Source organism: Leisingera sp. ANG-S5, from assembly GCF_000813925.1.
Lineage (GTDB): Bacteria > Pseudomonadota > Alphaproteobacteria > Rhodobacterales > Rhodobacteraceae > Leisingera.
Map to the genome: position 1 here is coordinate 193,496 of NZ_JWLH01000002.1, position 21,898 is coordinate 215,393.

The following is a 21,898-nucleotide window of genomic DNA, read 5'->3' on the forward strand; positions in this document are numbered from 1 at the left end:
CCGCAAGTCAGACAGTCCTGTGCAGTGCCTCGCAGATCCGCTGCAGTTCCTGCAGCCGCAGCCCCGAATGCACCGGCAGCCGCAGCACCGACCGCTTCAGTTGCTGCGCTTCGGGATGGCCGGATAGGTCCACTGCGGGATGGAACTGCCGCCAGAAGCGCACAGACTGAATACCCTCTGCCTGCAGTGCAGCATGCACCCGGTCGGCGTCTGGGGTGAACAGCGGGAAAAAGGCCGGGCAGGCGCCAGCGGGCAGGTTTGGCATCAGCGGCCGCATGCGGCTGCGCCGCGGGACACCTTGCTGCAATACCAGAAAATTTGCGCGGTGGGCCGAGGTGATGTCCGTGGCCTCTGGCATTCGCAGCAGCAGCCGGGACAAGGGGGATATCCGCCCGCGCATGTCCGCAGGAGCTATCCCCGCCCGCGGATGCCACGCCTCCAATTGCCGCTGCGGGACTGGCACTGCCGGCAAGGCAGGACGGGGCTTGCCGAAACTGCGCCGCAAGACGCCTTTCAGCCCGGCCAGTGCAGGCCGCAAGGGGGCGGCAGACAGCCGCTCCAACGCTTGTGGCTGCGGATGGCGCAGCCACAAAGCGCCGCCATCCGGCAGCGGCAGGGTTTTCACCAGGCTGAACACGGACATATCGCCCTGGCAGCCCAATGGAATATCCGCGGCAGTGCGGGAGAAAAGCGCCAGGGCTGCGTCCTCGATCACTGCCGTGCCATATTGCTTTGCAAGTGCTTGCATCTCTTCGACGGGCTGCGGGAAGCCGAAGTAGTGTATGGCATAAATGGCCGCGATACTTCCGCCGTCCAGCTGGCGCCGGATGTCGTCCAAGTCGGCTGACAGGTCCTGATGCAGCCTGTAGAGGCCGACTTGCATCCCGGCAGCGAGGACCGCGTCTGTTTCCGAGCCGCAATGCCAGGCTGGTAGTAGCACCTTGGCACCTTGCGGCAGCCCAAGGGCGCGCAAGCCCTCGCGGATTGCAAAGCGCCCGTTGCGGGTAAGATGCGTTTGCGGGCTGTCAAAGGGAAACGGCAGGGCTTTGCGGTGCAGCCGCAGCGGCAACGGAGGCGACTTTTGGATATACTTTGACGGCTTCATGCCGCCCCCCCGCGCACTGCCTTGCGCAGCAGCGTGCGGATCCGCGCTGTTTCCGGTACATGCAGAAGCGTCGCAGCACCAACATAGGCCACCCCGCCGCAGAGCACACAAAGCGCAATCACCAGGATCTCCTCACCCCGGTTGGTCATGCCGGGCCCGGCTGCGGCTTGCACAAGCCTGACTGCGATGGCCGCGGCTGCGGCCGCAAGCGCCATGGCAGCAAAGGGCCGCAGCTCCTGAAGCCGCAGCAGAGAGCCGAACGTGCGGCTCAGCCAGAAGTACAACAGCGCCATCAGCAAGGTCATCGAAGCAAGCGAGGCCGCTGGCACTGTCAGAACGCCAAAAACCGGGAGAAACAGCCAGTTGAGAACAATGCGGAGCGCCAAAGCTGCGGTGATCGACGTTGCGATGATCCTGACATGCGGCAGCGCAGGGTTTGCAAACAGAGCCGATGTCAGCGTCCCCAGTGTTGCATTGACCACCAGCAGCGGAGCAAGCAAGGCAATTATGCCCGCCGTTTGCGCAACCGCCCAGGGTTCAAATGCACCGTGACCGAGCAGCACTGAAACCAGCGGCTTGTTCAGCATGAAGATCGCCACGGCGGCCGGCATCACAAACAGCAAGGTGGCGCGCAGGGCGTCCTGCACGCTGGTCCGGAAGGCGTCGCGGTTGTCCTGAGCCAAATGGCTTGCGAACTCGGTGTAATAGACGATAACCACACTGCTCGTAACCACTCCGGGCGCCATGCTGGTCATCCGCTGGGCAAATTCCAGCGTGGCGACGCCGCCTTCTCCGGTCAGCGATGCCATGGCCAGGTCAATCCAGCCCGCGCCAATCATATGAAACTGCGTCAGCAGCATCGCCCAGATGCGCCGCCGGGAATAGGGCGGTTGCAAGTTGGGAGATTTTACCGGCTCCCAGGTGCGGGACAACGCATGCCGCAGACCAAGAGCAAAGATGCCCGCCATCGCCACGGTGCCTGCGGCAATGGCAGCTGCGACGGCACCCAGGCCAAAAGCGAAGACAGGCACCAGTGCGAGTGCCGCGGCCGCAAACAGACGCGGCATCAGCCGGGCAATCACCGGCATCCTGAATAGCCTGAGCGCATTCAGAGTTGCTCCTGCAAGCGCAGTTGCGGCGGAGAGCGGCAGCACTGCCAGCAGCACCCGGAGATAGGTTTCGGCCGTCTGGCGCTGTTCCTCCGAAAACCCCGGAGCCAGAAAGGTTATGATATCCTCCGACAGAACAAAGGCGGCTGCGCTGAAGACTGACGCGGCCACGAACACTTGCCAAAGCCGCTTACGCAGATGTGCTTTCAGTATGGCCAGTCCTTTGGTTTCCGCCAGCTGCACCAGCGGCGGAACCTGCAGCAGATGAAATGCGCGTTCCAGTCCTGCGGCAATATTTGAAACCAGGCGCCGGGCAAAGAAAAAGGCGTCCGTAGCAAGCCCGGCGCCAAATAGATTTGCAATCGCCAAGGCGACAACGAGGCTCAGCCCCATTCCGGCGGTTTTCCAGAAAGTGACAGAGATAATGTTTTGCAGTGTCCCCCGCTGCTTCATCAGCGGCACTTTCCTGGAACCAAATAAAATTCCCCCCGTTACTTCAGCTTAGTTTCATTCCGGGGAACGGCCATCTCTTAGCTGAACATTTATGTTCTTCCGCAACGGAACCCGCAGCCAAACGGCCTGAAGTTACATCGCGTGTGTCAGCAATTTTGTTTTAAAAGCAGAGGTCTGCGGTTCAGTAAGCCCTTCGGCGTATGCCGGTTGGTCAATTGACACGAATCGCCTCGTTCCGTTGCATCGGATACAGGGGACATCGCAGATTTCGCCGGCCTTTATTTTGTGGGGTTGGTGAACGGGCCTGCGGAACTATCTCAAATACTGGGAATTGTATGGGGGTATACAATGAACCGGGTTTTCTTTCGCGGCCCGCCCGTTGGGGGCGGCGCTGCAACTCGTATTGATGGCCAGATTAGCGTTTCTGCAAAAAGGGCAAGTGTTGCAAAACGCAGGACCAAGCCTAAGCCGCAGCGAAGGCGTGCCGCCGGGGCGGCAGAGGATGCAGGTGTGGCCGGCGTTGTCTCTGCACCGGCACTTGCATCCGCCCCGGTGGCGAAAACCAGGGGGTTGCTGAGCGGTGCCGAGCTGCGTACCGGCTACATGCCTTCCAGTCCGCTTCTGGATGCGGTGATCAACCGCGGGCTGGCGCTGCTGCTGCTGCCGCTTGTCAGTCCGCTCATGCTGCTGATCATCGTGATGCAGAAACTGCTGGTGCGCGGTCCTGTGTTCTATGCCGGCCGCCGTCTTGGGAAGGACCGCAAGGAATTCAAGATCCTGAAGTTCCGCACTCTGAGCTTCAACGCCGGCACGGTGACCCGCGACCAGACACTGCCGCGCCGGTCCATGACGGAGACAAAAATTGGCATTTATCTGCGCCGCTCGCGGCTGGATGAGCTGCCGCAACTGATCAACATTCTGCGCGGTGACATGGTGTTTGTCGGCCCGCGGCCGATACGCCCGGAAATTGAAGACCTTTATCGTGAAGAAGCACCCGCCTACGAGGAACGCTTCCGCATCCGCCCGGGGCTGGTCGGCTTTGCGCAGGCGCTGATGACCCACGAAACCCCCAAGCATCTGCGGGCCCGGTTCAACCGCATGTGCTGCCGTACGCCAATCCGCTACCGTGCTGCTTTCGGCTTTCTGGCTTATGTCGGCTTTTGCGTGCTGGCAAAATCAGCCCGTCTCGCATTGTCAGGGATCGCGGACCAGTTCCGTCCGCTTGCCGCGCACAAATGGCTGCGGGCTGGCTTCAATTGCCCGCCAGACAGCAAGGTTGAGCTGTCGGCAGGCAACAGCACTCATGTCGGAGCGATTTGCGGTATTTCGGATGAGGTTGTGCAATTTGTTTCAACCCGCCCTTTTCCCGCGGGCGAGCATTTCGTGATGCTGGTGCGCACCCGCAAGTCCGGCCGCATATGCCGCCTGAAGGTGCGGGCGAAAATCGAACATTGCGAACCTGTTGGTATCGGCCGCAGCGGATTTGCCAACTATGCGACCTACTCCACCACAACCAGGGGAGCCAGGCATTTTGTTGAGCGCTACTTATTGCAATCGTCGGTGATTTCGTCATGACCTTAGGCAGGCGGCAGCAGCGGGCCGCCGCCCGCTTATCAGAACAGCACTTCGGGCCGCAGGCGGATCTCAGGGGAGGCCGGCCATGATTGCCCATTACCGCCAGCTGTTGCGCTATTACTGGGGGCTGGTTGCCTTTGCCTTTGTAATTCTGGTCGGCGGCACGGCCACAATCAGCACCTTTTTTCTCTATGTCTCGCCAGCCTACGTGGCATCAGCCAAGGTTTCCTTGCTGCCGACGAAAACGGAACTGGCGTTCAGCCAGAATTTCGTCCGGTCAACCACGATCAACCCGGCAAACCTGCTCGCCCAAACTCATATCGAGTATCTGTTAAGCCGTGAAATTGCAGCCAAGACCGTGGACCGTATGGCGGCGGAGCTTTCCGCAGGTCCATCGCCTGAAAAGCCCGCAGATGAGGAAGCCGCCGGGCCTGTTGGAGCAGAGCCGCAACCGGCGCGTCTCAAACAGCAGGTGGCGGAGCGTTTCACCAGCTTCCGGCGCAGTGCCCGCAGGATCTACAACATCCTGAATTCGGGGCGGCACGTGCAGCTTGACCCCTACACCGACGCAGTGCTGTCTTTGCAGGATTCCATAAAAGTCGACATGATCGAAGGGACCTACATCCTGAAGATTAAGGTGTTTTGGAACAAGCCAGAGCTGGCCGCCGCCGCCGCCAACTTCCTGGCCGACGAATATGTAGCATATGCCCGCGCCCAGGCTGAAACTGCCTCTCGGCAGATGGAGGAAGTGCTGAGCCAGGAAATTGCCAAAGGCAACGGCAATTTTTCCGAATTGGAGGATCAGATCAACGCGTTGCGGCTGGCGCGTGCCAACAATTTTGCCGCGTTGCGCGTCATTGATCCTGCAATTGCGCCAGTCTACCCGGCCTTTCCGCGGGTGATCGTCAACACTGTCTTTGCCATAGCCGGCTGGGTGATGGCATCGGCCTTTCTGGTCATTTGCGCAGATACATTCTCCAACACCGTCAAAACCGATGCGGACCTGCGGCAGTTGTTCGGGCCTCGTGTCCTGGGAACAATGCCGCTGCATCGCCCCAACCGGGCAAAACTGGCGGAACTCGCCAAGAAAATGAACATGCAATGCAACGCCATTCCCTGGCAGGGGGCGGTGACTGCTCTTGGCAGTGACAAGGAAAGCCGCCGGCTGACTGCAGTGATCGAGGTTGCCCTGCGCCGGCTCAAAGGCCGCCAAAAGCAGAGGGAGGCGCACCTGGAAACCCTGGCCGGCAAGGTCGGGGTTCAGGGAGGTACAGCAACCCTTCGGGCCGTGCCCAGCGACACCAGCGAGTCGGTTGTTCACCTTGGGCGGTTGCTGGACGGGCGTGCCGGGGCAGCACGTGTAAACGGTGTCAAAGTAACTGATCTCGGCGGCGCTGATGAAAGCTTCTCAATGGGCAATGCCGGAGGATTCAACTGGGTGGTGGTCGGCATCCGTCCCGGCGCCGTGGCAGAGGAAGCACTGCAAGGCCTGACGGCCCGTCTGCAGGCGCAGGGGGTGGAGAACATTTTTGGGGTCTTCTTGAAAGGCTGACAGGAGGTGACCGGGGGTGCTACAGCGCAACACATCGTTGGCTGGCGGCCGCCGCAAGTCAGAGCGGCGCTTGGCGCTTATTCTCTGGGGCGGCGGCGTTACTCTCATTCTGATTGCCTGGGCGCTGCTGGCCGCGGGCATTTTTTCCGCAGCAGATGTGCCGGGATGGAGCGGGGCGGCAGCCTTGGGAGGCTGGCTGTGGGTCGCCGATGGCTGGATGCGGCGGCGCGGGGGCGTGCCGTGCCTTACCTGGCACAGCGTCAGCGCGGATGCGTCCTGGCTGCCCTGGGCGGCAGAGACATCGGTCAGGCCCGAAACCCTGGACCGGCAACTTGCGCAGCTTCGGAAGATGGGTTGCACTGTAATGAACACGGCGGAGTTCATTCGCCGCCGCCGCGCTTGCAAGCCCGTTCCCTCCGGCACGGTGCTTTTGCATTTTGACGACGGATATCTGGACAATTGGGTTGCCGCCGCGCCGATCCTGCGCCGCCACCGCATGCAGGCGACCCTGTTTGTCTCACTGGAATTCGCGGCACCCGACCGCCCCGAACCGCAATCCCTGGACGATACCAGCAGCCCGGCGCGCTGGGATGGGTATCTCAGCTGGGGCGAGATCCGGGCCCTGGACAGAGCTGGCCCGGACAAGGTCTTTGACGTGCAGCCGCACGGTGTGGATCATATCCGGGTGCCAGTCGGTCCGCGATCAGTGGGGCGGCTCACCCGTGAAAACTGGAAACGTCACGCCTGGATGCAATGGGCGGCCATGCGCGGCAGCAAGCACGACTGGTATCTGCCGGAGGAACCGCCTGCGGTCCCGGCAGGGACGGCGATTCCTGAAAGCGATGCGGCTCTGGCGGCGCCGGCATTTACAGGCGGGCAGCAGGAGACGGCGGCGGAATACGGCGCCCGGGTTCGGGCCGAACTGGCCCGCTGCCGGACAGAGTTCAAGGCCCGGCTTGGCAAAGCACCCGAACTGTTCTGCTGGCCCCAGAACCGCACCTCCAGCCTCGCCCGCCGCATTGCCGCGCAGGAGGGCTATTGGGCGACCACGGCCGGACAGGGAAGCAACCGGGCGGGGGAGGATCCGGCGGTGATCAGCCGGGTGCATGCGGGGGAAAACGCCGCTGGGTTTGAAAGTGCCTGGATTGACACCTGGCATTTCCACGCAACGGTGCGCTGCTTTCAGGGCAACGCATACTGGTATCTGGTGATCCTGGCTGCGGGGGTGAGCAAGGCCTTGCATAGGCGCGTGAATGCGCGACGGCAACGCAGCCGGCAATGCCAGGGCGCACCCGCGGCATGATCTGGCGGTTGACCGGATATCTGCTGCTGGCAGGCGGGCTTGGCTTTCTGGCGCTGCTGCTGGTCGCCTATGCCGCCGAGTCCCCAAAGAAGGGCCTGATGCTGGTGCCCGGCCTCGCCGCCGGCGGAATACTCACTCTGAACCCCTATGCTGCGGCGCTGCTGCTGGTCGTCTTTTCCCATCTCGATGCTCTGGCGGGCCTCCTGTCCAAGGCTCTGCCGCTGTCGGCGTTCAAATTGCTCAGCGTCGCAGCCGTAGGAGGGATGCTGATTCAAAGCTACCGCAAGCCGCGTCCGCTGCGCTTGGGACCGCCCAGCCGGACCAAGTCTCTGGTTGTATTGTTCCTGATCTGGCTCTGCATTTCGTTTTTAACCTGCGAGTTCCGCGCAGCCGGCAAAGAGCATGTCATTGGCTTTGCCAGCGTGATTGTGCTGTTCTTCCTGATTGTTGCCCTGGCTGACACACCGGGACGGTTGCGCGCCATGGTCTGGGTGCTGGTCGGGACCGGGCTGGTATCGGGTTTATTCGTGCTGGCAGAAAGTATGCTGGGCGTGCGGCTGGTGGCAACCGAAGCTGCTGCCACCACCGCCCAGTTCGAGGGCCAGGCCCGCAGCGCCGGCGCTTCCAATTACAATCCAACTACTGCGGCGCATATGCTGCTCTGCACCGTTGTGATTGCTGCGGTTCTGTTCTTCGAACACAAACCTTACAGGTGGTTCAGCGGCGCGGTGGTGCTGGTGGGCATGGCTGCGCTGGTGCTGACGCTGGCCCGGTCGGCGGCGATTGCCCTGATGCTGATCGCGCTGACTTACATGTGGCAGAACCGGACCCGCCGGCTGTTCCCGCTGATGCTGATATGCCTTGCCGCCGCCCTTGCCTCGGCGCTGCCGTTTGTGCCTGAGGTCTATTGGGAGCGTATGGGTACGATCTTTGAGCAGGGGTCTGACCGGACCTTGCTGCGGCGGTTTTCCTATAACCTGATCGGGTTGGAGCTGCTGTGGGAGAACCCGGTTTTCGGCGTCGGCCCCGGCAATTACCCGCATTTCTATGCCGGGGATGATTTCCGCTGGTATCCGGGCCGGGAGCCGGGACCGCGGCAGCTGCACAATAGCTATTTGGAAGTTGCGGCAGAGCTTGGATTAATCGGCCTGGCGCTGTTTATGGGGGTGATGCTGACCGCCATGAGATCGGCGGTTCAGGCCGCGCGCGCCGCGGTGCCAGGCTTGTCGGTTTTTGCCAAGGCGTTGGCCTACGGCTTTGCAGCCTTTTTGATCGCATCGCTGTTCATGCCCAATGAAGACACTAAGTTTATGTGGATCCTGCCCGCACTCTGTGTGGCGGCCCGGACGCTATGCCTTGGGGGAGGCACCGGGACAGCCGGCACAGGCCAGGCGGGCAACGGGGGTGGGGGAAACTGACATGCGGCTGGCAGTTATCGTTACGGAATATCCGAAATTCACTGAAACCTTCATCTTGAGGGATGTGCTGAAGTTTCTGGAGTTCGGGGCTGAGGTCCGGCTGTACCATCTGTCGCCCTATAACACCTCCGAAGTGTTGCATGAGTTTGCGCAGCCAACCCGCGCCATTGCCCGTCACGTCGGGCTGATCAGCCCGGCTACCCTGGCCAGCTTTACGGCACAGCTGGGCAATATGGCGGGGCCCCCGGCAGTGATCGGCACGCAACAGGGCCGCAAGCCGGTTCTGGCCGGGAAGTCCGCCGTGGTGTCTGTTGCCGCCAGCGCAATAGCCCGGGAACTGGCAGACTGGGGCGCCGATCATGTGCATGCAGAGTTCGCAGGCCATCCGGCGACCGCGGCGTGGGTGATCCACCGGCTGACAGGCATCCCCTATTCCGTGAGCTGCCGCGCCCATGACATTTTCCGTACCCAGCGGTTGCTGGCGGAGAAGCTGGGCGAGGCCGCCTTTGTCCGCACCATCAGCAATTACGGACGGGATTTTCTGGCGGAACATGTCCGCGGCCTGTGCGCGGGGGAAATTCAGGTGATCCACTCCAGCGTCGATGTGGAGACGATCCCGCAGCTTGGCCCACCACCGCAGGACGGGCCGTTTCACGTGCTCTATGTAGGCTCCTTGCAAATACGGAAAGGCGTGGACTTGCTGCTGCGCGCGCTGGCTGCGATGGAGGTGCCGGACTGGCGCTGCTCGCTGGCAGGCGATGGGCCGGAGCGTGCGCAGCTAGAGGCATTGGCGGCGGAACTAGGCCTGGGTGAGCGGGTTGCGTTCCTTGGAAAGCAGGACTTTTCCAAAGTTGGCAAGCTCTATCAAAGCGCCAATGTGATCGCGGTGCCTTCGGTGATCGGGCCCTCCGGGCGCACTGAAGGTATCCCCAACGTGGCGATTGAGGGGCTCGCGTTCCAGCGGCCGGTGATCTCCACCAATGTGTCCGGCATCCCGGAACTGATCCGCCCGGGCAGGACAGGTTTCCTGATCGAACCGGGCTCCGTTGACGAATTGGTCCGGGCGCTGGAAGACGTGCAGGCAGATCCCGTGGCGGCCTACGCCATTGCCTGCCAAGGGCGGCGGCTGGTGGAGGAGGAATTTTCGCTGGCGGTCAATGCGCGCCGCCAGTTCGATCTATTCCGCGCCTATTCAGCTTCGGCCTTGGGGAGGGCAGCGGAATGACTCTGCTGTTCTGGGTCTGCGCTGGGATGATTTGCTTCTCATTAGCGGGCTACGGGCTGCTTTGGTGCCTGCTGGCCGCGGTGTTCGGGCGCCGGGCGCCGCTGCCGCCAGAACAGCCGCTGAAGGCCACGGTGCTGATTGCGGCCCGCAACGAAGAAGCCGCGATCCGGGCCAAGCTGGAGACCGTCCTGGCGCAGGACTGCGGCCCGCACAGGGTGGATGTGCTGGTGGTCTCCGATGGTTCTGAGGACGCGACGCTGCAGCAGGCGCTGTCGCTGGGCAGCCCCCGCATCCGTGCCTTTCAGACGCCGGAGCATGGCGGCAAAGCGCAAGCGCTGACCGCGGGGCTGGCCCGGATCGACGCGGATGTGGTGGTTTTCTCCGACGCCAACAGCATGCTGTCACCTGACGCCTTGCGGCATCTTCTGGCGCCATTTTCACGGCCGGACACAGGCGGTGTCTGCGGCCGCCTGCGGCCAAAACACCGCAAGGGCCGCGGCGGTTGGCTGGCGCGGGCAGAACGCCTGTTCTGGGTGTATGACTCGGCCCTCAAAGCAGCAGAGAGCCGTTTGGGCGGTGCGGTGTCGGCTCAGGGTACGCTCTACGCTATGCGGCGGAAACTGGTGCCTGAGCGGGTGCCTGGCGATGTTGCAGATGACTTTTTCATCTCAGTACAGGCCCCTGCGCAGCACCGGCGCCTTGTGTTTGAGCCGCGGGCGGTCGCGCAGGAGGCGGTCACAAGCCGCACCGGGGAGGAGTTTATGCGGCGGGTGCGTTCCACGGAACGAGGCTGGCGCGGCCTGATGCGGATGCGCCGTCTTATGAACCCTGGCAAATACGGGCTCTATGCACTGCAGTTGCTTTTGCACAAGGGTCTGCGGCGGATCGTGGCCTTCCTGTTGCCGCTGCTGCTGGTGCTGAGCCTCGCGGCTGCAACGGCACATGGCGGAATTTATACTGCGGTCTTGCTGATGCAGATGGTTATCTACGGCGTCGCAGCCGGATCGCTGCTGTGGCCGTTGTTGGCCCGGTTGCCTGGGTCAGGGCTTTGCCGCTTCTTTGTGCTGGGCCATGCCGCAATGGGGTTTGGCATTCTGCGGGCGATGGCCGGGGTGCACAGTGTGCGCTGGGCTCCGGCGCGGAGGGTGGCAGATGAGTGATGGCGCGGCCCTGCGATGCGCAGCGCTGGAACCGCTGCAAACCCGCATCCTGAACCGCTGGGAAGACCTGGCCGTTCTGGAGCCGGAATGGCGCCGCATGCACGAACGCTGCCGCGGGCGCTTGTTTTCTTCCTTTGATTGGCTGGCGGCGCAGTACGCAGGATTTGGCTCGCCGGGCGAGTTGCGGGTCATCACTATTTGGCAGGCCAGCCAAATGGTCGCGGCCGCACCCATGTGCCTGATCCGGAAACGGTTCAGCAAGCTGCTGCCCTTCTTCCGGCCGCGGGTGCTGACCGGCTGGCTGTGCCACTACGCGGGCTTTTTCGAATTTCTCGCCACCAGCCGTGAAACGCTGAGGGCGCTGCTGGAAGCCGTATGCAAGTCTGCGCCGCGGGCCGGCATTGAACTGGCACTGTTCCGCGTCTGCACCCGTGACGTGTTTGCCACCCGATGCCTGCGTATTGGAGGGCTGGAGCTGTGGCAGGATCGCGCCCAGGGAAGCTCAATCGCAGAGAACCTCACCGATTGGGACAGTTACTGTGAAACCCGCAGCCGCTCATTCCGCAAGAAAGTCCGCATCAGCGACAGGCTGCTGCAAGAGGCCAAGGCGGAATTGGAAGTTTTTCAGTCGCAGGACACCGCGCCAGTGCAAAGGATGCTCGTGTTGTCGCAACGCAGCTGGAAGCAAACATCAGGAACCGGATTGGCTGCTCTGCAAGGGGGCAGCACTTTCCTGCATGAACTGTGGCGCCGCTTGGCCGCACGAGGCTGCGGCAGCCTGATCCTGTTGCGGGCCGGGGAGAAGGACATTGCTTCTTTTTGCGCGGTCCGCTGCCAAGACACCTGGTATGGCCTGTTCTCGGAGTTTGACGAGGAGTTCTCCGAGTTGTCGCCAGGCCGCAGCGTCATGTACCGAAGCCTGCGGGAGGTGATCAGCCAGGGGCGGCCTGTACGCTTTGAATTCGGCCGCAGGACGCACTACCTGCGTGAATTCGAAACCGGATCCTATCAGGTCCGGCGCCTTCGGGGGGTACGGCGGGGCAGCCCGGCCTATTGGCTGCTGAAGCTTGAGGATGCATTGCGGGAACTGACAGGGGTGCGCGGTCTGCTGCCAAACCGCAAACCACGGCGGGCCGACATCCTTGCTGGTGGCAAGGGAAGGACCTGATCATGCTGCAGCGCCTTAGCTTTGAAAATGCAGAAATCCATGTCAGTTTGGATCAGGTGCCGCAATCTGCGGCCAGCAGCAGTGTCGAAGCTTTCCTCCAGGATTGCCCGCCCGCTACCTGGCTGCAGTCTCCTGATTTTGCCACTGTCTGCCCGCCGCCGCCGCGCCACCGTTATCTTGTGCTGACTGCATGCTACCCGGATGGCGGCATCGCCGGCTTTGGCGTCGCGCGTCTATCATGGCTCGCGCCGGGGCGGTACTTTGCTAGTTTCCGGCGCGGGCCTGTTACCAGGACGCCGGAGGCGCTGGCGCAAGTACTGCCAGCCTTTGCAGCGCGTTTGCGCCGCGAAGGCTGCTGCTCGATGCAGCTCAACCCGCGCTGGAGCGGTGAAGTGGAAGTCCAGAGAGTCTGTGAAATGTTACAGGCCGCAGGCTGTGTCCGGCTGCCAGTTGGTGCTCAATCTCAACACACGGAAACGGCGCTGGTCGGATTGCACGGCTCCGCAGAGGATTTGCAATCCAGGCTGAAGCAGCGCTGCCGCAGGCAGATCCGCAATGCGCAAAAGGCAGGGATTGAGGTGCGCCCTGCTGCAAGCCTGGAAGAAGCCCTGCAGTTCAAACCGCTGATGAAGGCATTCTTTCGCGCGCGCGGATTGGGTCTGGAATCTGTGCCGCCGGTAGAGTCGCAATGGCAGATGACGCGGAACAAGGGCGCGTTTCTTTTGGCTTGGCAGCGGGGAAAGCTTGTGGCCGGGCATGTCATGATTGCCGATGGCAGCCGGGCGTTCTGGCTGGCCCTCGCGCGTTGTGAGGAGCATTCCAGTGCGGCTGCAGGGTATCCGCTCGTCTGGGAGGCCATGAAAACCGCCCAGGCGCAGGGGTTTGCGCAATATGACATGGCCGGTGCTGTGAGCGTGCCTGACGCTGGCGGCGCGGAAGTTTCCGGTGGGGCCAGAAACCGCGCGCAGTTCAAGTCAGCTTTCAGGCCGGAAGCAGTGCCGCTGGTGCCGGCCTATGTTCTGCCGCTGCGCCAGCCCAGCCATGCTCTGCTGTTCAACCTGCGCCGCGCGTGCCGCGGGTTGCGGCAGCAGGCGGGGGCGGGCGTATGACCACGCATCGTGCCATGCCCATTTTTGTTCTGGGTTTGCAGCGCTCCGGCACCACTTTGGCTGCCAATCTGCTGGCGGCGCAACCCGGAGTTGCCGCCGTGGCGGCGGAGCGTCACCACGGGGTGCATGAAAGTATTTTCTTCTCGCATTTCGCACCAGCCATGGAGCCTTGGCCAAGTGCTGGCTGGCGCGCCGATGCAGCAGGGGATTTCCTGCGCAGCGAATACTACCGGCTATGCGGGTTATCGCGCAGGTGGGGAGAGCAGGCAGCCGAAGCCAGCGCCAGCCCTGCAGAATTGTTCTGCGGGGTTATGGAAGCGCTGTCGCAACGGCAGAACGCAATGGCCTGGGTTGAGAAATCGCCGCACCACACCCTGCTGGGGCCAGATATAGCCAAGGCTGTGCCCAGAGCACTGTTTTTATGCGTGAGCCGCGGCAACCCGGGCTTCCTGAGATCGCGGCTGTGGTCCTATGGCCGCCGTCCGCCATCTTACCCGTGGCGCGCACTTCTGATCGGGCGGGCCTGTGCTTCGAATGTGTTTCATCAGCGCTGCATGCGCCAGCTGCAGCGGCAACTGGGCAGTAAACGCGTCTTTTTGGCGGACTATGAAACCCTGCGCGCCGATCCGGGCAAGGTACTGGCACCGGTGCTCGCGGCCGCCGGGCTGGAGGCGGACAGCATCCGGCCGCCGGAATATGCTCCGAACTCCAGCTTTGCCAGCCGGGACCAGCGCAAACAGGCACTGACGGCGGCGGATCTGGCTGTCGCAAAGGCCGCGCAATTGATTGCCTATGGCGTGCCGCAGACGCTGCTTGCAGCAGCTCAGCGGCGGCGTGCCAGCCGGCGGCCGGCAGACTTTCCTGTCTGGGTCTGGCCGGCAACCGTGAATGGCCCCCCGCGGGACGCCTGGTCCCGGGATCCGGCAGAATAAGGAGGAAACCTGAATGCCGACACTGCGTGCCGAAGTTGCTTGCAGCCTGCCTGAACTGCAGGCGCTGGACGGGCAGCTGACGGCCCTGTCTTCGGCGGCAGGCGCCGGTGCCTTTGACAGGCCAGGCTTTTTCCTGCCGTGGGCACGTGCTGCAATTGCCGAAGGGCAAAGACCTGTGTGCTTGTGTCTGTGGCGGGGCGGGGACCTGGCCGCCTTCCTGCCGCTGTTCCGCCGGCGCGACTGGAAAGCGGCCTTGGCTTGGCGCGCAGGGCCGCCTGTTTACGGGTCATCCCCGGCTTTTGATCTGCTGTTTGACCCGCAGCTGGACCAGCAGGAATTGTCCTCGGCCTTGGTTCAGGCCTTGGAACAGATGCGCTGGCTGGACCTTACCTTTGAAAATTTGCCGGAGGGCAACCGCCTGGGCCGCTGTCTGGCTCAGGCATTTGAACGGGGGGGGTACTGCGTCGGGAACCGTGCCGGCTTGGGCTATTACCTGGTAGAAGGCGTGGCAAGCGGCGCTGAGCTGGAGGCACAGCTCAGCAGCAAGAACCGCCGCAACCTGCGTTCAGCCGAGCGGAAACTGGCAGCCAGCTGCGAAGTCTGCCTGAGCCCGCCTGACGATGACCCGGAGGCCGCGGTAAACGTGCTTAGGGCGGTGGTGTCTGCCAGCTGGAAGAATTGCCCGCGCATGCGCCACGTCGGCTTACAGCTATACGAAGACCAGATTCGCGGCTGCGCAAGGGACGGAACACTGCGGTTCTTGTCGGCTTCACTCCGGGGGCAGCCTGTTGCCTTTGTTTTCAATCTGGCAGACCGGGGCGGAACGCATCACGGTTACTTCACAGCCCTTACGCCCAACGGGGGCGAGCTGGGGGCCGGTACCGCCCTGATGTTCAAGTCTATCAAACACAGCTTGGATGAGGGGGCTGTGTCCTTCAATCTCTGGTCCGCGCGTCATAACCTCAAGCGGATGGCAAACAGCCGGATGCAAACCTGCAGCCTGCGTATCAGCCGTGCCAGCCTGGGCGCGCGTCTGCGTCTGGAGACTGCCAGCCAGTTGCAGCTTCTGCGTCAATCTCTCAGATCAGGAAAACCCCGCCCGCGGACCTGAAACAGGGATGGGCAGGACGGCAGCAACCCCTGCTCAGGACCCGTTCAGCAGAAAGTCGCTGCTGGACAGATCAGAGTAGCTTACCCCCTGAAGCAGAAGGCTGTCTTCCCCCTGTATAATCAGCACCCCGCCGTCTTCGCCTGCAACATTCCGAAACCGCAGCGCGTTCAGTTCCGCCGAGGTGAAATCAAGGTGCACCTGGTCGGAACCCACTGCAAAATCAGTGATGATGTCCTGGCCCGCCCCGGTTTTGAACGTGAAGGTATCATTACCGCTGCCCCCCTTTAGCGTGTCCTCACCGGCGCCGCCGTACAGCACGTCCTGGCCATTGCCTCCGAAAAGCTTGTCCTTTCCGTTGCCGCCGAACAGCTTGTCCTCACCGCCTCCGCCGTGAATCTGGTCGTAGCCCTTCCCTCCGTGAACTTCGTCTTGGCCAGAGTCGCCATACAGCCTGTCACCACGGGTTCCGCCATAAACTGTATCATCGCCGCTGCCGCCAGAGATGGTGTCAAGTCCACCACCGCCCCGAAGCAGATCGCTGCCTCCGGCCCCATCAAGCCAGTCCCTGCCATTGAATGCTCGAACGGCATCAGCATTGCCGGTTCCCTTCAGAACATCGTCGTTCGGGGTGCCGGTAATGGTGTTAAAACCGGGTTCTTCCACCGGCGGTTCGGGTGTTGAAGGCTGATCCGGATTGATTTCGCTGACATATACGGGGTCAGCTTCGGTGCCATTGCGGTAAATGCCAACCGAGTGCTGAAGCGCATCCAGCGGGTTCAGGCTGTAGTGGCCATCATTGCCAGTGCCAGGATGGTCAACGGTGATTTCGGCATTCCGAACCGCCAAGGCCGCGTCATAGTCGTTTACGTTGGCGGTAAGGCCGATTTGAACGCGGTCGATTTCCCCATTGGCATAGCGCGTGTCCATGGTCTGGCCCTGCTCGTCCACGACGAGCTTACCATCCAGATACAGCTGAATTTCTCCGCTGTTTTGATCACCGGGACGCATGACGATCTTCAAAGTGTACCATTTTCCGGTCTGCAGCAGTTCATCCTGATCCGCCGGCCACAACTCTTTGATACCGATCTTGCCGCGTTCGACCCGGATCAACCCGTCACGGACTTGAATTCGCACACCCGGGTTGAACCCGCTGCTAGAGGCGTTGCTCTCAAGGTCTGCCAGATAAATATGGCTCAGCGGATTGCCATCCGGGATCATGAACTCAAACTCGGCGGTGATCAGACCGGAGGCGTCAGTTGAATTGATTGCAGTGCTGTAGGCCGACTTGCCAACCTTTTCGCCTGCCGATCCTGCCCGCATCAGGGAAACGCTGCCATCTTCCGAGATGTCGATGCGGCCGTCCTGAAGCTGAAGAATAGTATTGAATTGGCCGTATCCGCCAATCGGTTTGTAGTCCGTCTGGTACATGCCCGTCACCTTTTACCCGTAAGCTAACACTTGCGCTTGTTGTGGACTTGGCATGTACCAAAAGAAAACCCTCAGGCTCCGCCGTGCTGCTGCCACAGCGGGAACCTGCCAAATACATGCAGATGAAAGGTGAAAACCCGCTGACAAAGGCGCTAACCGCCTGGGGTTGAAGCGGTTTAGCGTCAGTTTTCGGGGGCTAAGAACGCATGTTTCCCGCTTCGCGCCGCGCTGAAGCAGTCATTTTCCGCCGCGCTGACCTCTCTCAGAGGGGGAGCAACGGAGTTTTTTTCTTGAAAGGGTGGATCGTCTGCGCAAGATCGCGTCTTTAAGTTGACTGGTGGCAGCTCCCGGTGCCACCTGCCAAGATCACTGTGTTCACAGGTGGCGACTGGCCGGGAGAGTTACTGGCTTGGCACAGCAAAACCGCCGTTCAGGGCACTGACGGCAAGCTCCGGAGTGCTGTTGCGGCTGGCCATGCGCTCCAGGTTGACGATCGTCGACAGCATGATGCGGTCATGGCTCCAGTCGCTGGGGCGTTGCAGCAGCACCGCCGTCGCCAGCACCACCCCGGCCATCGTCAAAGAGACCAGCCCCCAGCCAAGGGAGTTCGGCCCCCGCGGCTGAACCGCTGTCACCGCAATGATGCGGCGTTGCAGGGAGGCTCCGCGGCGGGTTTCGCGGCGGTCTACCAGCGCCACAGCGGGGCTGCGGCGGGTGAACAGTGCCGGGCCGCGCGCGGCAAGGGCACAGGCACGGATCAGGCATTCGCAATAGGCGCGCACATCAAACGCAGGCCGCGCCATCAGCGCCTGGTCGCAGGCAAATTCGCGCAACAGACGCACCTCGCGCCGCCAAAGGTAGAAGGCGGGATTCCAGAATAGGGCGGGGCGCAGAAGCTCCAGCAGAAACTCGCATTCGATGTCGCGTTGGCGGAAGTGCTGCAGCTCATGCGCGATGGTCAGGCGCAGGTCACGCGGATCATTCAGCAATGCCGAGGGCAGCACCACGTAGCGCCGCAGCAGCCCTCGGGTGGAATAGGCCACGCGGATGTCATCGGACACCATCAGCTGTACCCGGCCAATGCGTTTCCAAAGGAAGGAGCCGGCCAGGTTTTGCCGCAGGCGGAAGACAGAGGCCGCCACATGCGCCAGGCAGATGAGCGCCCCAACAGCAAAAGCCGCTGCAACGGCCTGCGCCCAGCCGGGTTGCAGGCTGGTGAGGCCGCGTACCGCATCTTCGCGCAGGCCGAGGGTGGCCTCAAAAGTTCCGGCACTCATGCTGACATTGCCCTGCAGATACTGCGAAACCAGCATGTCAGAGAAATTAGGCGGATGGGCGATGACAAAGCGGGTAAACGCTAGGATCAGCAGCGGCGAGGCCGCCAGCAGTACCGTCATTCCGTTCAGCAGCCGCAGCTGCGGCCGGTAGGCGCGCCCCAGCGGACTGCGCGCCAGCGCCTTGCGGGCGGCGAACCACAACAGGGTGCCCGCCAGCAGCAGGATATTCAGATCAATATAGGCATTCAGCAGAACATCAGCGTTCATTATCCCCCAGCCTTTCCTCCAAGAGCGCCCGCATCTCCTCGAGCATCTCGTCGGTCACATCCTCATCATCGACCAGCCGCGCCACCAATGCGGCGGGCGCGCCGTTGAAAAGCTTGCTCGAAAGGTTTTTCAGAGATGTTTTCTGATACTCTGCCTTGGGAACGGCGGGGCGGTACACCAGGGAGCGATCCTTGCGCTCGCTGGTGAGAAAGCCCTTCTGTTCCATGATCTTGAGAACCGTGGCCACCGAAGTGTAGGCGCGTTCCTGCATCTTGTTCAGCTCGGCAAGGATATCACGCACGGTGCCGCCGCCCATGTCCCAGACCACGGTCATGAATTCCAGCTCAACCTCGGTCAGCAGGGAAGTGTCGTGTTTCTTGCGCATCGCCTCGGCAGTCCGGCTCATGTGATCGTTCCAGTCATGCTAGGGGAAGCAGGCTTCCGTGAAAACTATTTTTTTAGAAGATGCGCGGCAGCGGGGCTTTTGTTGTCACAATGTGCGCTGCCGCGCGAGTCTTCTCAGCAGGTTGCAGGGTGATGGCCAGTATTCGCGATGGTGCCTGGCGCATCCGTTCGGGGTCTTGGCTGAGACGGCCTTGAAGGACGGGTTTGCCTTCAAGGCCTGTCCCGACTTTGTTTGAGGTCGCGGGTCAAACCTTCCAGAAGCAGAAGATGCCCCAGGCAACCGACAGCCCCAGCGGCCACCACAAGGGCATCCCCACCAGTCCCAGCCAGGCCAGGAAGATGTAGGAGGTGCCCAATAGGCTGATGAACAGCCGGTCGCCGCGGGTGGTGGTGAGGCCGAGCACGCCTTTGCGGGCCGCGCCGCCGGGGTGGCGGATTTCGGCGATGATCAGCACGCCGATGGCGCTGAAGATACCGATGAACAACAGGGCAGTGGGCCAGGTCCAGGCCATCCATGAAAGCATTACACCCTCCCCATCGCGAAACCCTTCGCGATGTAGTTGCGGACAAACCAGATCACGATGGCGCCCGGAATGATTGTCAGAGTTCCCGCAGCCGCCAGCAGCCCCAGTTCATAACCCGCGCTGGAGGCGGTCTTGGTCATGGTGGCGGCAATCGGCTTGGCGGCAACGGCGGTCAGGGTCTTGGCCAGCAGCAGCTCCACCCAGGAGAACATGAAGCAGAAGAAGGCCGCCACACCCACGCCTGCCTTGATCGACGGGATAAAGATCGTCGCGAAGAAGCGCGGGAAGGAATAACCGTCGACAAATGCGGTTTCGTCCAGCTCCTTGGGCACGCCGCCCATGAAGCCCTCCAGGATCCACACCGCCAGCGGGATATTGAACAGGCAGTGCGCCAGCGCCACCGCCAGATGGGTGTCGAACAGCTCCACCGCGGAATAGAGCTGGAAGAACGGCAGCGCGAACACCGCGGCAGGCGCCATCCGGTTGGTCAGCAGCCAGAAGAACAGCTGCTTGTCGCCCAGGAACCGGTAGCGGCTGAAGGCATAGGCCGCCGGCAGCGCCACCGCGATGGAGATCACCGTGTTGATCGACACGTAGGCGATCGAGTTGATGTAGCCCCAGTACCAGCTGGGATCGGTGAAGATGGTTGCGTAATTGTCCAGCGTGAAAGTCTGCGGGAACAGCGAGAAGCCCGACAGGATTTCATTGGTCGTCTTGAAGCTCATCGCCACCAGCCAATAGATCGGCAGCATCAGGAACAGGATATAGACGATGGGGACGATGGATCGTTTCTGCATCTGGATCCCTCCCTTAGTTCAGATCGTCCTTGGTCATCAGCGTGTAGAACAGCCAGGAGACCAGGAGCGTGATTGCAAAATAGATGAGCGACATGGCAGCGGCGGGGCCGAGGTCGAACTGGCCAAGCGCGATTTTCACCAGGTCGATCGACAAGAGCGTGGTGGAGTTGCCGGGACCGCCGCCGGTCAGCACAAACGGCTCGGTGTAGATGTTGAAGCTGTCCATGAAGCGCAACAGGATGGCGATGGTCAGCACTGTTTTCATCTTGGGCAACTGGATGAACCGGAACACCGCCCAGTTGGAGGCGCCGTCGATCTTGGCCGCCTGGTAATAGGCGTCGGGGATCGACACCAGGCCGGCATAACTCAGCAGCACCACCAGCGAGGTCCAGTGCCAGACGTCCATGGTGACGATGGTCACCCATGCTGCAACCGGATCCTGCGTCATGTCATAGGAGATGCCCAGCACATGGTTCAGGAAATAGCCCAAGAGGCCAATGTCGGGCAGGGTGAAGATGTTCCACATCGCGCCGACGACGTTCCACGGGATCAGCATCGGCAGCGCCATCAGCACCAAGCAGACCGGCACCCAGAACCCCTTGCGCGGCATCGACAGTGCAATGGCGATGCCCAGCGGCACCTCGATGATCAGGATCAGGAAAGTGAACAGGAACTGGCGGCCAAGCGCCGCGTGGAAGCGGTCAGAGCGCAGGATCTGCTGGAACCAGTCCAGGCCCTGCCAGAAGAACACGTTGTCGCCAAAAGTCTCCTGCACTGAGTAGTTGACCACCGTCATCATCGGAATGAGCGCGTTGAAGGCGACCAGCGCCAGCACTGGCAGGACAAAGAACCAGGCTTTCTGGTTTTCGGTTTTCATCAGGCTGCTCCTTGTTCACCGGTGGCATTGGCCGGGGCGGTGGCAAGCCAGCCGTCCACATAAAGCCGGGTCATGTCCTGGCGGAAGGCCAGATGCACAGCGCTGCCCTTTTGCGGCGCGGCGCCTTCGGTCACGGCGTTGATGCGGCAGCCGCCGGCCTCGCATTCCACCACCGTGTGGCGGCCGATGTCAGAGACCTTGGTGACCGTGGCAGGCAAGCCGTCGCCTGCCAGCGACACGAACTCCGGGCGGATGCCGATCTCGGTCCGGCCGTTTGCGGCGCCCTGTACGGGGCCTTCCAGCGCAATCTGCTGACCGGCAAACACGGCCGCACCGTGCTGCACTTCGCAGGGCAGGATGTTCATCCCGGGCGAGCCGATGAAATGGCCGACAAACGTATGCGCGGGGCGCTCGAACAGCTCCACCGGCGTGCCGATCTGCACCACCTCGCCCAGCTGCATCACCACCACCTGATCGGCGAAGGTCAGCGCCTCGGTCTGGTCGTGGGTGACGTAGATCATCGTCGCCTTCACCCGCTGGTGCAGCTCCTTCAGCTTGGAGCGCAGCTTCCACTTCAGATGCGGGTCGATCACGGTGAGCGGCTCGTCGAACATCACCACGTTGACGTCCTCGCGCACCAGGCCGCGGCCCATCGAGATCTTCTGCTTGTTGTCGGGGCTGAGGCCTGCTGCCTTCTGCTCCAGCATCTCGGTGACTTCGAGCATCTCGGCAATTGCCATCACCCGCTGGTGCACGGTGGCCTCATCCCGGCCGCGGTTGCGCAGCGGGAAAGCCAGGTTATCGTAGACCGTCATGGTGTCGTAGATCACCGGGAACTGGAACACCTGGGCGATGTTACGCTGGTCCGGGGGCAGGGCGGTGACGTCCTTGCCGTCGAACAGGATCTGGCCCTCGGACGGCACCAGCAGGCCCGAAATGATGTTCAAGAGGGTGGATTTGCCGCAGCCTGAGGGACCGAGCAGTGCATAGGCGCCGCCGTCGGTCCAGTCGAGGTCGATTTCCTTCAGCGCGTAATCCGAGTCGGATTTCGGCGTCGAAAGGTAGCTGTGGCGCAGTTTGGAGAGAGTTATTTTAGCCATTGA

Annotated in this window: 19 protein-coding genes; 10 read left to right on the forward strand and 9 right to left on the reverse strand. The window is 62.0% G+C overall.

From position 1 onward, the window contains the following. Window positions 1–7: 7 nt before the first annotated feature. The gene (locus RA25_RS04510) at window positions 8–1,105 is read right to left on the reverse strand and encodes a DegT/DnrJ/EryC1/StrS family aminotransferase (protein ID WP_039170516.1); all 1,098 of its coding nucleotides are present in this window, start codon (window positions 1,103–1,105) and stop codon (window positions 8–10) included. Then, on the reverse strand, window positions 1,102–2,667 hold the full coding sequence (locus tag RA25_RS04515; RefSeq protein ID WP_039150907.1) for a lipid II flippase MurJ: 1,566 nt from the start codon (window positions 2,665–2,667) through the stop codon (window positions 1,102–1,104). The genes RA25_RS04510 and RA25_RS04515 overlap by 4 nt, the downstream gene beginning before the upstream one ends. A gap of 552 nt (window positions 2,668–3,219) precedes the next feature. Here RA25_RS04515 and RA25_RS22075 point away from each other — a divergent pair. The 10 genes from RA25_RS22075 (at window position 3,220) to RA25_RS04565 (ending at window position 15,220) form a co-directional block, all read left to right on the forward strand. Then, the gene (locus RA25_RS22075) at window positions 3,220–4,242 is read left to right on the forward strand and encodes a sugar transferase (RefSeq protein WP_199275839.1); all 1,023 of its coding nucleotides are present in this window, start codon (window positions 3,220–3,222) and stop codon (window positions 4,240–4,242) included. An 85-nt stretch (window positions 4,243–4,327) separates the two neighbouring features. Further along, entirely contained in the window at window positions 4,328–5,794 is a 1,467-nt protein-coding gene (locus RA25_RS04525; RefSeq protein WP_039170517.1) for a hypothetical protein, read from the forward strand. A 70-nt stretch (window positions 5,795–5,864) separates the two neighbouring features. Next, window positions 5,865–7,097: a polysaccharide deacetylase family protein gene (locus tag RA25_RS22080; protein ID WP_152612160.1), complete on the forward strand. Its 1,233-nt coding sequence runs from the start codon at window positions 5,865–5,867 to the stop codon at window positions 7,095–7,097. Next, window positions 7,073–8,515 carry an O-antigen ligase family protein gene (locus RA25_RS04535; protein WP_039170518.1) on the forward strand — a complete coding sequence of 481 codons (1,443 nt, stop codon included), beginning with the start codon at window positions 7,073–7,075 and terminating at the stop codon, window positions 8,513–8,515. Before RA25_RS22080 ends, RA25_RS04535 begins: the two co-directional genes overlap by 25 nt. 1 nt (window position 8,516) lies before the next feature. Continuing rightward, the gene (locus RA25_RS04540) at window positions 8,517–9,740 is read left to right on the forward strand and encodes a glycosyltransferase family 4 protein (RefSeq protein ID WP_039170519.1); all 1,224 of its coding nucleotides are present in this window, start codon (window positions 8,517–8,519) and stop codon (window positions 9,738–9,740) included. Continuing rightward, window positions 9,737–10,900, forward strand: coding sequence for a glycosyltransferase family 2 protein (locus RA25_RS04545; RefSeq protein WP_019298172.1), 1,164 nt, complete (start codon window positions 9,737–9,739; stop codon window positions 10,898–10,900). Before RA25_RS04540 ends, RA25_RS04545 begins: the two co-directional genes overlap by 4 nt. Beyond that, window positions 10,893–12,068, forward strand: coding sequence for a GNAT family N-acetyltransferase (locus tag RA25_RS04550; protein WP_039170520.1), 1,176 nt, complete (start codon window positions 10,893–10,895; stop codon window positions 12,066–12,068). Before RA25_RS04545 ends, RA25_RS04550 begins: the two co-directional genes overlap by 8 nt. Window positions 12,069–12,124: 56 nt before the next feature. Beyond that, complete coding sequence (locus tag RA25_RS04555; RefSeq protein WP_237754618.1) at window positions 12,125–13,177, forward strand: lipid II:glycine glycyltransferase FemX; 1,053 nt, start codon at window positions 12,125–12,127, stop codon at window positions 13,175–13,177. Continuing rightward, window positions 13,174–14,109, forward strand: coding sequence for a sulfotransferase family protein (locus RA25_RS04560; RefSeq protein WP_082023036.1), 936 nt, complete (start codon window positions 13,174–13,176; stop codon window positions 14,107–14,109). The genes RA25_RS04555 and RA25_RS04560 overlap by 4 nt, the downstream gene beginning before the upstream one ends. Before the next feature lie 13 nt (window positions 14,110–14,122). Beyond that, the gene (locus tag RA25_RS04565; protein WP_039170522.1) at window positions 14,123–15,220 is read left to right on the forward strand and encodes a GNAT family N-acetyltransferase; all 1,098 of its coding nucleotides are present in this window, start codon (window positions 14,123–14,125) and stop codon (window positions 15,218–15,220) included. A gap of 33 nt (window positions 15,221–15,253) precedes the next feature. On the opposite strand, the gene RA25_RS22085 is transcribed toward RA25_RS04565, so the two are convergent. The 7 genes from RA25_RS22085 to RA25_RS04600 all read right to left on the reverse strand — a co-directional run bounded on the left by RA25_RS22085 (window position 15,254) and on the right by RA25_RS04600 (window position 21,895). Next, window positions 15,254–16,648, reverse strand: coding sequence for a M10 family metallopeptidase C-terminal domain-containing protein (locus RA25_RS22085; RefSeq protein WP_052254159.1), 1,395 nt, complete (start codon window positions 16,646–16,648; stop codon window positions 15,254–15,256). A 401-nt stretch (window positions 16,649–17,049) separates the two neighbouring features. Beyond that, window positions 17,050–18,192, reverse strand: a complete 1,143-nt coding sequence (locus RA25_RS04575) for a M56 family metallopeptidase (RefSeq protein WP_019298166.1) — start codon at window positions 18,190–18,192, stop codon at window positions 17,050–17,052. Then, entirely contained in the window at window positions 18,182–18,598 is a 417-nt protein-coding gene (locus RA25_RS04580; protein ID WP_019298165.1) for a BlaI/MecI/CopY family transcriptional regulator, read from the reverse strand. The genes RA25_RS04575 and RA25_RS04580 overlap by 11 nt, the downstream gene beginning before the upstream one ends. A 244-nt stretch (window positions 18,599–18,842) precedes the next feature. Then, entirely contained in the window at window positions 18,843–19,121 is a 279-nt protein-coding gene (locus RA25_RS04585) for a DUF2160 domain-containing protein (RefSeq protein ID WP_019298164.1), read from the reverse strand. Further along, complete coding sequence (locus RA25_RS04590; protein WP_019298163.1) at window positions 19,121–19,918, reverse strand: carbohydrate ABC transporter permease; 798 nt, start codon at window positions 19,916–19,918, stop codon at window positions 19,121–19,123. Before RA25_RS04590 ends, RA25_RS04585 begins: the two co-directional genes overlap by 1 nt. 13 nt (window positions 19,919–19,931) lie before the next feature. Next, entirely contained in the window at window positions 19,932–20,795 is an 864-nt protein-coding gene (locus tag RA25_RS04595; protein WP_019298162.1) for a carbohydrate ABC transporter permease, read from the reverse strand. Further along, window positions 20,795–21,895 carry an ABC transporter ATP-binding protein gene (locus RA25_RS04600; RefSeq protein ID WP_019298161.1) on the reverse strand — a complete coding sequence of 367 codons (1,101 nt, stop codon included), beginning with the start codon at window positions 21,893–21,895 and terminating at the stop codon, window positions 20,795–20,797. Before RA25_RS04600 ends, RA25_RS04595 begins: the two co-directional genes overlap by 1 nt. Window positions 21,896–21,898: the final 3 nt, after the last annotated feature.